At 57.5% G+C, this 14,952-nt stretch carries 14 protein-coding genes; 4 read left to right on the top strand and 10 right to left on the bottom strand.

Annotation, left to right across the window (positions count from 1 at the left end; genetic code table 11):
• The first annotated feature begins 268 nt into the window (after positions 1-268).
• A complete protein-coding gene (mdtD, locus tag AB6T85_RS08605) occupies positions 269-1,672 on the top strand; it encodes a multidrug transporter subunit MdtD (RefSeq protein WP_301251609.1) in 1,404 nt (467 codons plus the stop codon).
• Here mdtD and rbsR read toward each other — a convergent pair.
• The 9 genes from rbsR to budA form a co-directional block, all read right to left on the bottom strand.
• Positions 1,669-2,670, bottom strand: coding sequence for a ribose operon transcriptional repressor RbsR (gene rbsR / locus AB6T85_RS08610; protein WP_369895303.1), 1,002 nt, complete (start codon positions 2,668-2,670; stop codon positions 1,669-1,671). The two genes, mdtD and rbsR, sit on opposite strands and share 4 nt — an antisense overlap.
• A 3-nt stretch (positions 2,671-2,673) precedes the next feature.
• The gene (rbsK, locus tag AB6T85_RS08615; protein WP_253456907.1) at positions 2,674-3,603 is read right to left on the bottom strand and encodes a ribokinase; all 930 of its coding nucleotides are present in this window, start codon (positions 3,601-3,603) and stop codon (positions 2,674-2,676) included.
• A gap of 61 nt (positions 3,604-3,664) precedes the next feature.
• Entirely contained in the window at positions 3,665-4,546 is an 882-nt protein-coding gene (rbsB, locus tag AB6T85_RS08620; RefSeq protein ID WP_369895305.1) for a ribose ABC transporter substrate-binding protein RbsB, read from the bottom strand.
• 17 nt (positions 4,547-4,563) lie between these two features.
• Entirely contained in the window at positions 4,564-5,520 is a 957-nt protein-coding gene (gene rbsC, locus AB6T85_RS08625; RefSeq protein ID WP_125289154.1) for a ribose ABC transporter permease, read from the bottom strand.
• Entirely contained in the window at positions 5,517-7,028 is a 1,512-nt protein-coding gene (gene rbsA / locus AB6T85_RS08630) for a ribose ABC transporter ATP-binding protein RbsA (protein WP_369895307.1), read from the bottom strand. The genes rbsC and rbsA overlap by 4 nt, the downstream gene beginning before the upstream one ends.
• Positions 7,029-7,035: 7 nt before the next feature.
• The gene (gene rbsD / locus AB6T85_RS08635; RefSeq protein ID WP_125289156.1) at positions 7,036-7,455 is read right to left on the bottom strand and encodes a D-ribose pyranase; all 420 of its coding nucleotides are present in this window, start codon (positions 7,453-7,455) and stop codon (positions 7,036-7,038) included.
• 202 nt (positions 7,456-7,657) lie between these two features.
• Entirely contained in the window at positions 7,658-8,431 is a 774-nt protein-coding gene (locus tag AB6T85_RS08640) for a (S)-acetoin forming diacetyl reductase (protein WP_253456895.1), read from the bottom strand.
• A gap of 16 nt (positions 8,432-8,447) precedes the next feature.
• Entirely contained in the window at positions 8,448-10,127 is a 1,680-nt protein-coding gene (gene alsS, locus AB6T85_RS08645; protein WP_253456890.1) for an acetolactate synthase AlsS, read from the bottom strand.
• 15 nt (positions 10,128-10,142) lie between these two features.
• On the bottom strand, positions 10,143-10,925 hold the full coding sequence (budA, locus tag AB6T85_RS08650; RefSeq protein WP_125289159.1) for an acetolactate decarboxylase: 783 nt from the start codon (positions 10,923-10,925) through the stop codon (positions 10,143-10,145).
• 105 nt (positions 10,926-11,030) lie between these two features.
• Between budA and AB6T85_RS08655 the strand changes: the two genes are divergently transcribed.
• On the top strand, positions 11,031-11,906 hold the full coding sequence (locus AB6T85_RS08655) for a LysR family transcriptional regulator (RefSeq protein WP_253456883.1): 876 nt from the start codon (positions 11,031-11,033) through the stop codon (positions 11,904-11,906).
• Positions 11,907-12,131: 225 nt separating this feature from the next.
• Here the strand turns inward: AB6T85_RS08655 and AB6T85_RS08660 are convergent, their stop codons facing one another.
• Positions 12,132-12,533, bottom strand: coding sequence for a YgiW/YdeI family stress tolerance OB fold protein (locus AB6T85_RS08660; protein WP_253456880.1), 402 nt, complete (start codon positions 12,531-12,533; stop codon positions 12,132-12,134).
• Between the two features lie 217 nt (positions 12,534-12,750).
• On the opposite strand from AB6T85_RS08660, the gene qseB reads away from it, so the two are divergent.
• The gene (qseB, locus tag AB6T85_RS08665) at positions 12,751-13,410 is read left to right on the top strand and encodes a quorum sensing response regulator transcription factor QseB (RefSeq protein WP_301730560.1); all 660 of its coding nucleotides are present in this window, start codon (positions 12,751-12,753) and stop codon (positions 13,408-13,410) included.
• Positions 13,410-14,756 (top strand): quorum sensing histidine kinase QseC, encoded by a 1,347-nt coding sequence (qseC, locus tag AB6T85_RS08670; RefSeq protein WP_369895311.1) that lies wholly within the window; start codon positions 13,410-13,412, stop codon positions 14,754-14,756. The genes qseB and qseC overlap by 1 nt, the downstream gene beginning before the upstream one ends.
• Positions 14,757-14,952 lie beyond the last annotated feature (196 nt).

Below are 14,952 nucleotides of genomic sequence, written 5' to 3' on the forward strand. Positions count from 1 at the left end.
CTGACCCGGTGACCGTCAGGCCGTTGTTCCGTGTCAGTGGAGGCGCATTATAGGGAGTTTCTGACGGCTGACAAGCGTTTCTGTAAAAAAAACTTCCGACCGTTTCTTTTTTCAACAAAGGAACAATAAACGTACTTTTTAAGGTTATTTAACCCGCAAATTGCCCCGAATTCTCTTTTATATCCATCACAATCACCGGCCTGCCGATGCTATTCTTTTTACTTCGCAGGATTTTCCTGTCGGTAATAACGACTGAGAAGGATGCCCAATGATAAAATCCGCGCGCAGTATGGCCGGACTTCCGTGGATTGCCGCCATGGCTTTCTTTATGCAGGCGCTTGATGCCACGATATTGAATACTGCACTTCCCGCCATCGCCTTAAGCCTTAACCGTTCGCCCCTCGCCATGCAATCTGCTGTTATCAGCTATACCCTGACCGTCGCTATGCTGATCCCGGTCAGCGGCTGGCTGGCGGATCGCTTTGGCACCCGGAAAGTTTTTATCGCTGCCGTTTCTTTATTTACGTTGGGTTCGCTGGCCTGTGCGCTTTCCGGCTCTTTAACTATGCTGGTTCTGTTCAGGATAGTGCAGGGGATTGGCGGCGCGATGATGATGCCCGTGGCCAGGCTGGCGCTGTTAAGAGCCTATCCGCGTAGCGAGCTGTTGCCCGTACTGAACTTTGTGACGATGCCAGGCCTGGTCGGTCCGGTGCTGGGCCCGCTGCTTGGCGGCGTACTGGTCACCTGGGCGAGCTGGCACTGGATCTTCCTGATTAATATTCCGGTAGGCGTTCTCGGTATCTTCTATGCCCGCAAATATATGCCGGACTTCACCACGCCGAAACGCCGCTTTGATTTTACCGGCTTTGTGCTCTTTGGGATTGGCCTGGTGATGCTCTCCAGCGGTATCGAGCTGTTCGGCGAAAAAATAGTCGCCAGCAGCATAGCGCTGGCGGTAACCAGCGGCGGCATTCTTCTGCTTCTTCTTTATATAGCTCATGCACGCCGTCATCCGACGCCGCTGATCCCGCTCCCCATGTTTAAGACGCGCACCTTCTCGGTCGGCATCTTAGGCAATATCGCTTCGCGCCTCGGTACAGGCTGTATTCCCTTCCTGATGCCGCTGATGCTCCAGGTTGGCTTTGGTTATACCGCCATTCTGGCTGGCTGCATGATGGCGCCTACCGCTCTGGGTTCAATCCTGGCGAAATCAACGGTAACGCAGGTGCTGCGCTGGTTCGGCTATCGCAAAACGCTGACGGGGATCAGCGTCATTATTGGCGTGCTGATCGCCAGCTTCGCGCTACAGTCGCCTGCGGCCAGTCTGGCGCTCCTGCTGCTGCCGTTATTTGTGCTGGGAATGGCAATGTCTACCCAGTTTACCGCGATGAATACCATTACGCTGGCAGACCTTAACGACAGCAACGCCAGCAGCGGCAACAGTATGCTGGCCGTCACCCAACAATTGGCTATCAGCTTTGGCGTGGCGGTCAGCGCGGCGGTACTGCGTTTTTATAGCAATTTTGACGGCACCACTGTCGATCACTTCCACGCCACTTTCCTGACGATGGGCGTGGTAACGGTGTTTTCCGGCCTGGTCTTTATGCTGCTGAAGCCAGGCGACGGCCGGCATCTGATTGCCGACCGGGAAAAGCGGAAAAAACGCGCCTAGCGTTCCGCCACCGAACCGCGTTCGATCAGTTCCGGCGTCAGCACCAGCAGCTGCTGGCTGGCGTCGGGATCGGCAAAACGGTGGATCAACGTATCAATAGCCAGTTCGCCCAGTTCGTCTTTGGGCTGGTGAATGGTGGTTAACGGCGGCGTCATATAACGGGCAAGCTCGATATCGTCATAGCCGATCACCGCCATATCTTCAGGCACCGACAGTCCCGCCTGATAAAGAGAATGGTAAACGCCAACGGCCATCGCATCGTTACTGGTGAATACCGCCTGCGGTCGAGGGCTCAATGCCAGCAGCTGATTCATAGCGTGATAGCCGCCCTGAAATTCAAAGTCGCCGCTGACCACATACTCCTCAGGCACGGCTAATTCCGCCTGCTGCATAGCCTGATAAAAGCCGTTAAGCCGCAAACGCGCCGGCGTCTTGTCCTGCGGCCCGGCGATACAGGCAATGCGGGTATAGCCGCGCGAAATCAGAAAACGGGTCGCCAGTTCGCCGCCCAGCAGCGAGTTGTCCTGAATAATGTCGCTGCCGCCTTCAAAGGGCGACCAGTCCATCATCACGATAGGAATAGAAGGATAGCGATTAAGGATCTCGGGAGAGGGAAGATGACTTTCGGTGCACATGATCAGTAAACCGTCGACGCGCTTTTGCAGCAGCGTTTCCAGACTGCGGTTCATTCTGTCCTCGTCGCCTTCGGTGTTGCACAGCACCAGGCTGTAGCCGCGTTCATAACAGCTTCTTTCCACGCCGCGCACCACTTCCGAATAGAAGGGGTTGCTGCTGGCGGTAAGCAGCATCCCTATCGTGTGCGTCTGATTGAGTTTAAGGCTGCGCGCCAGCGCAGAAGGGGCGTAGTTCAGCGCAGTAATCGCCGCAGTAACCTTTTCCTTCACCGCCTCGCTGACGAAGCGGTTTTTGTTGATGACATGGGAAACCGTAGACGTCGATACGCCCGCCAGACGAGCGACATCTTTCATTGTGGGCACGGGCTACTCCTGCTGCTGTAAAAAGCGATCGGTCTCTTCACGCCAAGGCACCGAAGGCTGCGCGCCGGATCGCGTGACGGCAATTGCCGCCGCCGCATGGGCAAAACGCACGGCCTGCGGTAACGGCTTGCCTTCCAGCAGCGCGGTCATCAGCGCGCCGTTAAAGGTATCGCCTGCGGCGATAGTATCGACGGCCTGCACCTTGAATCCTGAGATGCGCTCGCCTTTACCCGCTTCGCTTAGCCATACGCCACGGCTGCCCAACGTAATCAACACGCTGTGGATGCCTTTATCGTGCAGCACCGATGCCGCGCGCGCCGCGTCTTCATCGGAGGCAACGGCCACGCCGGTGAGGATTTCCGCTTCGGTTTCGTTCGGCGTAATCATATCCACCAGCGCCAGCAGCTCGTCCGGGAGCGGCATGGCCGGCGCAGGATTGAGGATGACTTTGGTCTGATGCTGACGGGCGATTTTTGCGGCGGCCAGCACGCTTTCAAGCGGAGATTCCAGCTGCATCAGCAGGGCATCCGCGTTTTCAACGATCTTCCGCTGTTTTTCGACCAGAGCGGGCGACAGCGCGGCGTTCGCGCCAGCATGGATAGCAATGCTGTTTTCGCCCTCATCATTAACGAAGATCAGCGCCACGCCGGTAGATTCGCCAGCGATGACCTCCACCGGCGCAATATCGATATGGTCTTCCGCCAGCTGCTGACGGATACGCTGGCCGATATCGTCGTCGCCCACGCAGGCGATAAAAGCGATATCCGCACCGCTGCGTCCGGCCGCGACGGCCTGATTGGCGCCCTTGCCGCCGAAAGCGATCTGGTATTGCTTACCGATCACCGTTTCACCGGGACGGGGGAAGGAGGTCAGATTAAGAATATGGTCTGCGTTGATGCTGCCGAGCACGGCCAGCCTGCCGGTTTTATTCATGGGAGCGTCCAGAAAAAGGCGCCACCTGCAAGAGGTGGCGCGTGCCATGCTTTTCTTTGATTTATTTAGTGACCAGCTTCAGGTCAACGGGATTGATAGCCTGAACCTGCTGGCCCTTCAGCACTTTATCAGCGGTTTGCACGCCGATAACGCCGATTTGCTCCGGCTGCTGCGCCACGGTGGCAGCGAGTTTGCCGCCCTGCACGGCTTTTACGCCGTCCGCAGTGCCGTCGAAGCCGACTACTACCACATCAGATTTGCCCGCCGTTTGCAATGCGCGCATCGCACCTAATGCCATTTCATCGTTCTGCGCAAACACCGCCTGCACATCCGGATGGGCCGTCAGCAGGTTCTGCATCACGTTCAGGCCCTTGGTGCGGTCAAAATCTGCGGGCTGGCTGGCAAGGATAACAAATTTATGCGCATCGGCTGCCGTTTTGAAGCCTTCGCCACGTTCGCGAGCGGCGGACGTCCCGGCAATCCCGGCCAGCTCAATGATTTTAGCCTGGTCGCCGACGCGTTTCGCAATATAGTCGCCCGCCATTTTGCCGCCCAGGCGGTTGTCGGACGCGACGTGGCTGACGACTTTGCCCTGAGCAGCCACGCGATCCAGCGTGATCACCGGGATATTGGCCTGATTCGCCATTTTTACCGCGTTGCCTACCGCATCGGAATCGGTCGGGTTAATCAGCAGCAATTTTGTGCCGCGCACCGCAAGATCCTGCACGTTGGCCAGCTCTTTTGCCGGATTGTTCTGCGAATCCAGCACCACCAGGTTGTAGCCCAGCTTGTCCGCTTCTTTCTGGGCACCCTCTTTTAACGAAACGAAAAACGGGTTGTTCAGCGTGGAAACTACCAGCGCGAGCGTCTCTTTCGCCATCGCGTTGGCGCTGAGCGTTGCGCCGAGCAGCACGGCCAGCGCCGTCATTTTAGTCATTTTCATTTTCGATTCCTGTAGGGTTATTTTTTGTTATCCACCAGCACCGCCAGCAGGATCACGACTGCTTTAACGATCATCTGGTAATAGGAAGAAACGCCAAGCAGATTCAGGCCGTTATTAAGGAAGCCCAGGATCAGCGCGCCGACCAGCGTGCCCATGATGCGTCCTTTGCCGCCTGCCAGACTGGTGCCGCCCAGCACCACCGCCGCGATGGCGTCCAGCTCGTAGCCGGTGCCCGCCGTAGGCTGAGCGGAAGAGAGTCGCGCCACCTCAATGGTGCCCGCCAGCGCCGCCAACATGCCGCTCAGCGCATAGACCGTGATTTTGACGCGGCTGACGCTGATGCCGGAAAGGCGAGTAGCCGCTTCATTGCCGCCAAGCGCATAGATATAACGGCCCAGGCGAGTATGGTGCAGCATGTACCACGCCAGCAGGAAGGTCAGCGCCATCAGCCAGACCGGCGTGGGAATACCCAGCGGCCGTCCGATACCAAACCAGCCAAACAGATCGGCATTATCGCTGAAGCCGGTATTCACCGGGCTGCCGTTGGTATAAACCATGGTCGCGCCGCGCAGCAGCAGCATCATGACCAGCGTGGCGATAAACGCCTGCACTTTGCCCTTTGCCACTATGGTGCCGGTTATCGCGCCAATCAGCGCCCCCAGCGCCAGCGAGGCCGCCACCGCGACCAGCGCGTTAACCTCTATACCAACCAGCGAAGCACCCACTGCGCCGGTCAGCGCCAGCAGCGACCCTACGGACAGATCGATGCCTGAAGTCAGGATCACCAGCGTCATGCCGACGGCCATAATGGCGTTGACGGAAGTCTGCTGCAGAATGTTGAACATATTGTTCAGGGTAAAGAAATTGGGGCTCTGACTGGCGACGACGGCAATCAGCACCACCAGCGCAATCAGCGATTTTTGTTCCAGCAGCCAGGCTTTGCCGCGGCTGGCCTGTAGGGTTTGAGTACTCATGGTGTGACCAACTCCGCGCTATGTTGCTTGCCGACCGCCGCCGCCATCAGGCGTTCCTGCGTGGCCTGTTCAATGGGGAAATCGCCGCTCAGGCGGCCTTCGTGCATGACCAGCACGCGATCGCTCATGCCCAGCACTTCCGGCATTTCTGAGGAAACAAGAATGATGCTCAGCCCCTCTTGTTTAAACTGATTGATTAACTGGTAGATCTCTTTCTTGGCGCCCACGTCCACGCCGCGCGTCGGCTCATCCAGAATCAGCACCTTAGGCCGCGTCATCAGCCCGCGCGCAATAGCGACTTTCTGCTGGTTGCCGCCGGATAAAAGCCCGATCGGCTGCATCATCGAGGGCGTTTTTACGTTGAACAGCTTGATAAAATCGCTGACCGCCAGCTGCTCTTCGGCATGTTTTAACCGCCCGCCGCCGTGGCTGAAGTAGTCGAGCGCGGTTAAAGACATGTTTTCTTTTACCGACATGCCGAGCACTAGCCCGTCGCGTTTGCGATCTTCAGAGATATAAACGATGCCGTTACGCAAGCCCTCTTCCGGCGTGCGCGTCGTTACCGTTTTACCGTCGAGCGTGACGCTGCCGCCGCTGCGTGGAAAAGCGCCGTACAGCACCTTCATCAGTTCGGTACGGCCCGCGCCCATCAGTCCCGCTACGCCCAGGATCTCGCCCTGACGCAGTGAAAAGCTGACGTGGTTTACGCCCGGCCCGCTAAGGTTTTTCACGGTTAAGCGCACGTCGCCCGGGGCTTTGTTCAGGCGCGGATACTGCTCTTCCAGCCTGCGGCCCACCATCATTTCAATCAGCGCTTCTTCGTTCAGCGTATCGACCGCTCTTTCGGCGATAAACTGCCCGTCGCGAAACACGGTGACGTCATCGCAGATTTCAAAAATCTCTTTCATGCGGTGCGAGATATAAACGATGCCGCAGCCCTGCGCTTTCAGCTCCCGGATAACGCGAAACAGCGAGGCCGTTTCGGTATCGGTCAGCGCATCGGTGGGTTCATCCATCACGATGACTTTTGACTCAAAGCTCAGCACCTTGGCGATTTCGACCATTTGCTGGTCGCCGATCGACAGGTCGCCGACCAGTTTATGGCTGTTGAAACGCAGGTTCAGCCGCTGTAACAGCTTGTCCGCTTCCGCATAAAGCTTTTTCCAGCGGATGCCGCCGAAAGCGTTAACGAATTCGCGGCCTAAAAAGATGTTCTCCGCCACGCTAAGCTGCGGGATCAGATTCAGCTCCTGATGAATGATGCCAATACCCGCTTCCTGCGACGCTTTCGGCCCGCTGAAGTTAACCTCTTCGCCCAGCCATTTAATGGAGCCGGCGTCGCGGGCATAGATGCCGGTCATCACTTTCATCATGGTAGATTTTCCGGCGCCGTTTTCGCCCACCAGCGCCATCACGCGGCCGGGATAAACCGCCAGCGAAGCGCCGGACAGCGCTTTGACGCCGGGAAAGGCTTTTTCAATGCCCTGTAGTTGCAGTAAAGGTTGCATGACGGCCTCAGAAGGTCACGCCAGCGCCAAGGATAATGTTCGCGTAGGGCGAACACTCCCCGCTGCGAATAACCGCATGGCTGCGCTGTGTTAACTGTTTGAACTGTTGATGAGAAACGTACTGAACGGCGATAGTGTTTCCCTGGCGTTGTTGCAGTAAATCGAGCAGTGCGGAAAGTTCGTCGTGGAGCCGTGGATTATGAGATTTGATCTCTTCCGCGATGATGGCGCTCTCGACCTGCATCTCTTTCGTTACGGTTTCGACTACCTGCATAAAGCCGGGAATGCCCTGGGTCAGCGCCAGGTCGATGCGCTCCGGCCCTGAAGGGATGGGCAGGCCCGCATCGCCGATAGTGACGCTGTCGGTGTGGCCCAGGCGGGAAACCAGGGAAGAGATTGCAGAATTCAGTAAGGCGCCTTTTTTCATCTTTCACTCCAGAGCGAAACGTTTCGCTGATCGGGAGTGTAAAAAAACGGCGGCGGAAAACAATCGTCATGATGCGGAACTGTGATCGCCATCGAAACGTTTCGTTAACAAGCTTTGCGCAGGATATGCAACAGGAAAGGAGGAGCGATCGGTCATCAGAACGGTATGAAAAAAGACCGCCTCGTAAGGCGGTCGGCAGGGATTAGTTAAATACCATTCCACCATCGATCAGCAGCGACTGACCGGTCATGTAGTCGGAATCAGGCCCGGCGAGGAAAGAAACGCAGGCGGAGACATCTTCTGGTTCAGACAGGCGGCCCAGCGTAATACGTTTGGCAAACTCTGCCGTACCGTAGCCCAGCGGTTTACCTGCCGCTTCTGACACCTGACGATCTATCTCGTCCCACATAGGCGTTTTAACAATGCCCGGGCAGTAAGCGTTGACGGTAATGCCCAACGGAGCCAGATCGCGGGCGGCGGTTTGCGTCAGGCCGCGTACGGCGAACTTGCTGGAACTGTAGATCGCCAGCTCCGGGTTGCCGACATGGCCCGCCTGCGAACAGGCATTAATGATTTTGCCGCCGTGGCCTTCAGCTTTAAACGCCTGAATTGCCGCCTGCATTCCCCAAATCACGCCTTTTACGTTGATATCGTAAACTTTATCCACCATTTCCGCCGTGATCTCTTCAATTGGCGTAGTTGGCGCAATCCCGGCGTTGTTGACGATGACGTCAAACCCGCCCAGCTCTTTACGAGCCTGTTCCACCGCAGCGATGACCTGGTCACGTTTTGAGACATCTACCGTTACCGCAATCGCTTTACCGCCTGCGCTGGCGATTTCGTCGGCCACCTGACGCGCGGTCTGGCTGTTATAGTCCGCGACCGCCACGGCAAAACCGTCTTTTGCCAGACGCAGCGCTATGGCTTTGCCGATCCCCTGGCCGCTACCCGTGACTAAGGCTACTTTCGTTTTCATATTATCTCCTTGAATACTAAAGAATCTGGCTCAGATGCAGCTGACCCATCAGCATTGGGTTATCGGCGTAATCCACCGGTACGGCGACCACCGCAGGCCCGTTGACGTCCATTGCTTTACGCAGCGTCGGCTCCAGCTCAGCCGCGCTTTCCACCGCAAAGCCCGCCGCGCCGAACGCCTGCGCATAGGCTTTAAAATCAACCGGCCCGAATTTCACGCCGGAAACGCGCTGATATTTCTTCTCTTCCTGCATCGCCACCATGTTGTAGGCCTCATCGACCCAGATGATGTGCAGGATATTGGCTTTCAGCCTGACCGCCGTTTCCAGCTCCATGCTGGACTGCAAGAAGCCGCCGTCGCCGGAAACCGAGATCACTTTACGACTCGGATCCACCAGCCAGGCACCGATAGCCCATGGCAGCGCCACGCCCATGGTCTGCTGCCCATTGGAGATCATGATCTGGCGGGCGCGGAAGCTATAGAGATAGCGAGCGATCCAGATATGGAAGCTGCCCATATCCACGGTCAGCGTGACGTCGTTGTTAATGATGTCCTGCATGGCGCGCACGATCCGCAGCGGATGCAGCGCGAACTGGTTGAGATTTTTGCCCTGCATTGATAACAGCTGACGCTGCTGTTGCCGATCGTCCAGAATGGCTGCCGCTTCTGCGCTGAGCTGTAAAGGCGTATCAATGCGCTCGGCCAGCTTGTCGACGGTGGCGGCAATATCGCCAATCAGTTCCGCATCAGGCAGATAGCAGTTATCGGCATCGGAGGGCAGCACGTCGATATGTACCAGCGTGGCGCCGCCGCTGTTCCACATGGCCGGTTCGTACTCAACCGGACTGTAGCCGATAGTGATAATCAGGTCGGCCTCGCGCAGCAGACGGTCGCCCGCCTGGTTGTTAAACAGCCCAACGCGGCCCGCAAAACGTGAGAAGTGTTCCTGTCTGACCGCGCCGGCGGCCTGATAAGTGCTGGTAACCGGAATGCGGCTGCGCTCCAGCAGGCGATGGATCGCATCGCTGTTTGCCGGCTGGCTGGCCATCAGGCCCAGCAGCAGTACCGGGTTTTTTGCTTTGGCAATTTGCGCGGCAACGGCGGCAATGGCCGCATCCGGCGCAGGCCCCAGCAGCAGCTGGCCTTTACTGGTCAGCAGCTGACCGCGAGCGGGCTGGTCAACGATATCCTGCGGCAGGCTGACAAAGGCGCCGCCGCCGCGACCGTGCTCGGCATGACGGAAGGCGTTGGAGACCACTTCCGCCAGCGCGTTGGAGTCGGTGACCTCGACGGCATATTTGGTGACCGGACGAAACATCGACACGGTATCCATACTCTGATGCACCTGTTTGGCGCTGTCAGCCCGCTTCACCTGTCCACCCAGCGCCACCACCGGATCGCCTTCGCTGGTAGCGGTCGCCATGCCCGTGATCAGATTCGAGCAGCCCGGTCCGGAAGTCACCAGCGCCACGCCCGCGTTGCCGGTCAGGCGGCCCACGGCGGCAGCCATAAAGGCAGCGTTGGCTTCATGACGCACCGGAATGGTCTGGATAGTCGAGTCCACCAGCGAATCAAACATTTTGTCGATCTTCGCGCCAGGAATGCCGAAGACCTGTTTTACGCCCTGCGCCTCCAGCTGTGCCACGACCAAATCGGCGCCGTGCTGCCAGAGAGCGGTTTCGGTTGGGTTTTTCATCTTAATTCCTCAGGATTAGCTTTCAACGGAGCGAATGGCGGAATCCAGATTTTCCGGATTCAGATTGGCCTGCAGAAAATCACTGTCGCCCGGCAGATCGATGACCAGCTTGCTGATCTCGCCAAAGGTCAGCTCGCCCTCTTCCAGCTGGTAATCCAGCAGATGGCCGCCGCCCTGGCGATCGTCGGTAATGAAATGTTCGTGATAGCCCGCTACGTTGATGCCCTGCATATACTGCGGGGTACGGAAACCAATCAGCACGCCGTCGCGCTGGCTGAACCGGAAGGTAGGCTGCTGGCCAAGCACTTCCGGCATAGAACGATAGGGTCGATGCTGGCAAGGTACGGTACGCGTGGAGGCCGCAGAAAAACGACCGTTGATCCGCAGCGCACAAAACTGATTGTCCGAAGTCACCTGGCTGTCGATCAGATCGTGAATAGCCTGACGGCTGGCCGGTGCAGAGAAACGATGGCGGTACTGAGGCTGGAAAAAGGTCATCACGGCAAAAGGCGTTTTCTGCTGCGGATCGGCTTCCCGTGCGCTGCCGTCGGAACGCAGCTGATAAACCTCGCTGTCGAAAGCGATCAGCTCGCCATCGAGCTGGTTAAAGGTGCCTAAACCAAAATCGCCCTTCTTCAGCAGGTCGGCTACGGTAACGTTGCCTTCGTACACGCCGCTGAGCAACGCACTCATCAGAGAGGTTTGATAGATGACGCTTTCTGGTCTTTGCTGACGGAGCCCGCTGACGGTTGAAACCAGCTGTTGCTCACATAAACAGTCGGTTACAGAATGTTTCATAACTTGCCTCTATGCTAAAACAGTTCAGGATTACTAATTGAATGTTGACTCGATTCAGTTATGAATTCCAATATAGAAAGCCCATCACTTTGAGACGAATTAGATATGGAACTCCGCCATCTGCGTTATTTTGTCGCGGTCGCGCAAACGCGCCACTTTACGCGTGCCGCAGAAATGCTGGGGATCTCGCAGCCGCCGCTCAGCCAGCAAATTCTGCGTCTGGAACGGGAAATAGGTACGCCGCTGCTGAGGAGGCTGTCACGCGGCGTGGAGCTGACGGAAGCGGGGGAAGCTTTTTATCAGGATGCCTGCCAGATCCTGGAGCTGACCGGGCATGCGCTGGAGAAAGCCAAAGGGATAGCCCGCGGCGTGACCGGCAAGCTTTCGCTGGGTGTCGCCAGCTCGGTCGCCTTTCATTCGGCGATTTTTGCGTTGATGAAGGATTTTCAGGCTCGCTATCCGTCAATGACGATACTGACACGTGAGCAAAATATGGCGTCGCTAATGCACGACTTGCAGGAGGGCTTGCTGGATGCCGCTTTCGTTCGCCTGCCCTGTGAGAGCAGCAAAGCGTTTAACCTGAAGGTGATAGCCAGCGAAAAGATGCTGGTGGCGCTGCCTGCCAGCCATGCGCTGGGCGCGCAGCCGAAAATTTCCCTGTCGCAGCTGGCTGATGACACGCTGATTATGTTTCCGCGCGAGGTTGCGCCAAGCCTGTATGAACTGGTGATCAGCGCCTGCCTGCGCGCCGGCTTTCAGCCGCATACCGGGCAGCAGTCACCGCAGATTTCCTCGTCCATCGGCATGGTGGCCGCGGGTTTCGGCTTCGCTATCGTGCCGGAATCGCTATGCTGCATCGCGCATCCCGGCGTGGTGTTTCGCCCTGTTGACGATGCGGCGTTAAATACTGATATTGCGCTGGCCTGGCGCCGTTTCGACCGCTCGCCTGCCGTTATGCACCTGTCGATGATGTCGACCTGAGCCGTAGCGAGACCTGCTCAGCCATTGTGAGGCCTGACTGGCTGCCTCAGGGCTAACTTAGCCATTACGGGGCCAGCTTAGCGGTTACGGAAGCCGTTAGCCGCAACCGGGGCAAGCTGCTAAGAACGCGGCCGCCCCGGATCCAGACGCCGCCGAAGGTCGCTTACCCGTCGGTGGCGCAGTCGGGCTGCTGGCCTCACCTTCGGCCAGCCGATCAAAGCTGAATCAGTTCAGCTTGCGGATTTTCTTCACGTCAAGCTCGACGGAATTAAAGTCCTTGTCCAGTTCGCCCTGGATTTCGACTTTGTCTTTTGGCGTGATGTTCTGGCCTTCCCAACGCTTATGATCGATATCCACTTTCATCGTGCCGGTTGCGTCACGAAAGATATAGTCATCATCGCTGACGCGCTTTTCAATGTTGCCGCGCATTGTCACCCAGGCATCGTCCTTCATATCCTGCGCCTGTTTGACCGTGACCACGGTTTCATCCCCGCTGAAACCGCCTTTCTGCACGTTGGCAGTCGGCGCGGTCGGCGCACTTGGGTCGCTGAAGCCGCCGTTCTGAGCAGCGAATACCGGGCCGGAAACCAGAGCGGCAAGGGCAAATAAAGCAGCAGTTTTTTTCATCATAGTCACCTTTATTCCATGGAGTGAGGCAGCTTTCGCTGCGCGATTCGTCGTGTTCAGGGCTCAGTTAAACAAACTTTTCTTAACAGGATCTTAAGAGACATCATCAAATACGCGGTTTGCGAGCCGTACCGAAAAATAGCCTTTTTTCCCGATTTTTGCCTGTACAGCGCCCGTTCCCTTTCGTATAAAGCCGTTAATCACAGAGGAAGTCGCCATGAAAATTTTGGTCATTGAAGACGATCGCCTGATTGGCGACGGGATTAAAGCAGGTCTGAGCAAGCTGGGTTTCAGCGTCGACTGGTTTACCGAGGGCAAAACGGGGCAGGCGGCGCTTTCCGCTACCTCTTACGATGCGGTAGTGCTGGATTTAAGCCTACCCGGCATTGACGGCCTGGATATTCTGCGCGGCTGGCGGCAGCAGGGTCGGGACGAGCCGGTACTGATCCTGACCGCGCGGGATGCCCTGGAGCAGCGGCTTGCCGGGCTGCAGCAGGGCGCCGACGACTACCTTTGCAAACCTTTCGCCCTCAGCGAAGTCGCCGCCCGGCTACAGGCATTAATTCGACGACGTCACGGTCAGCTACAGCCCGTGCTCCGCCACGGCGCGGTTGCGATGGCCTCCGGTTCGCATACGGCCACCCTGAACGACGAGCCGCTCCCCCTGAAGCCGCGCGAACTGGCCCTGCTGGAGCTGTTCTTGCTTAACCCTGGTCGCGTATTGACCCGCGCGCAGCTGGAGGAAAAATTGTATGGCTGGGATGACGACGTCTCCAGCAATGCCGTTGAAGTTCATATCCACTACCTGCGCAAAAAGCTGGGCAGCACGTTTATCCGTACCGTTCATGGCGTCGGCTATACGCTGGGAGATGCGTAATGCATCGACTAAGCCTGCGCCTGCGCCTGATGTTGGGTTTTCTGCTGCTGACGCTTATCTGCTGGGGTGCTGCCAGCATCGGCTCGTGGTGGCAGACGCGGCACAACATCAATCAGCTGTTTGATACCCAGCAGATGCTGTTTGCCAAACGGCTGGCGACCATGAATCCCGAGCAGCTGAGCCACGAACCGTTAACGCTGCCAAAAACTAAAAAGCTGCTGAAGCATCATCGCGGCGAACAGGAGGATGACGCGCTGGCATTTGCCGTTTTCACTGCGGATGGCCGCATGGTGATGAACGATGGCGACAACGGCAAGGATTTTCTCTTTAGTCACAGGCGCGACGGTTTTACCGATGGCAAGCTCCGGGGGGATGACGATTTATGGCGTATGGTCTGGCTACCCACGCCGGACAAACAATATGTGGTGGTGGTAGGTCAGGAGTGGGAATACCGCGACGACATGACCCGCGATATCGTCCAGACCAACCTGATCCCCTGGCTGATCGCGCTGCCGATTATGCTGCTGCTGCTGCTGTGGCTGGTCACGCACGAGCTGGCGCCGTTAAAAAGAATTGCCCGCCAGCTGCGTCTGCGTACGCCCGATGACGGCACGCCGCTGGTGGAAAAGCGGATGCCGAACGAGGTGAAGCCCTTGCTGACGGAGCTGAACGCGCTGTTCTCACGCGTCAGCGAAATGCTGCTGCGCGAACGGCGTTTTACTTCCGACGCCGCGCATGAGTTAAGAAGCCCGCTGGCCGCGCTCAAGGTTCAGGCGGAGGTCGCGCAGCTGGCTCACGATGACGAAACGGTGCGCCGCCACGCGCTGCAAAACCTGGATCTTGGTATCGATCGCGCGACTCGTCTGGTGGATCAGCTGCTTACGCTCTCAAGGCTGGACAGCAAAGCCGATCTGGCAACGGAAAGCCTGGATCTGCGTCAGCTGCTCCAGCAGGCCGTGATCAACCATTACTCACAGGCGCAGGCCGTCGGAATGGAGATAGCGCTGGAAGCACCGCCTTCGCCCGTTATCCGTAACGGTAACGCTTTGCTGCTGTCGCTAATGATGCGTAACCTGGTAGAAAACGCCCTGCGTTACGGCCAGTCAGGAAACCTGGTGCAGCTGAGCATTAATGAAAACGGCCTGGCCGTCACGGATAACGGGCCAGGCGTCAGCAAAGAAGATTTGTGCCGCCTGGGACAGCGTTTTTATCGGCCGCCGGGGCAGGAAAAATCGGGCAGCGGCCTTGGGCTGTCTATCGTTAACCGTATTGCCCGCCTGCATGGGATGCAGATGCGTTGCGCCAATCGTGACGGCGGCGGCTTTGCAGTTATGCTGACATGGTGACGTAGTGGCAAAGTGACATGCTGGTATGTGGTGACACCCTGGCCCGGTTAGATGCCGACAGAACCCGCTAAGCCGCGCCGGAACACGCAGCTCAGTAAGCCGCCGGTTTAGAAATCCGACGTTTCTTTCAGGAGTCGGGATGAGGATATGCCTGGCGGTAAGCAAAACAAAAGGCCGACGATTGTCGGCCTTGCAG

Origin of the sequence: Erwinia aeris, from assembly GCF_041224955.1 — a bacterium.
In the GTDB taxonomy this organism is placed as follows: domain Bacteria; phylum Pseudomonadota; class Gammaproteobacteria; order Enterobacterales; family Enterobacteriaceae; genus Erwinia; species Erwinia aeris.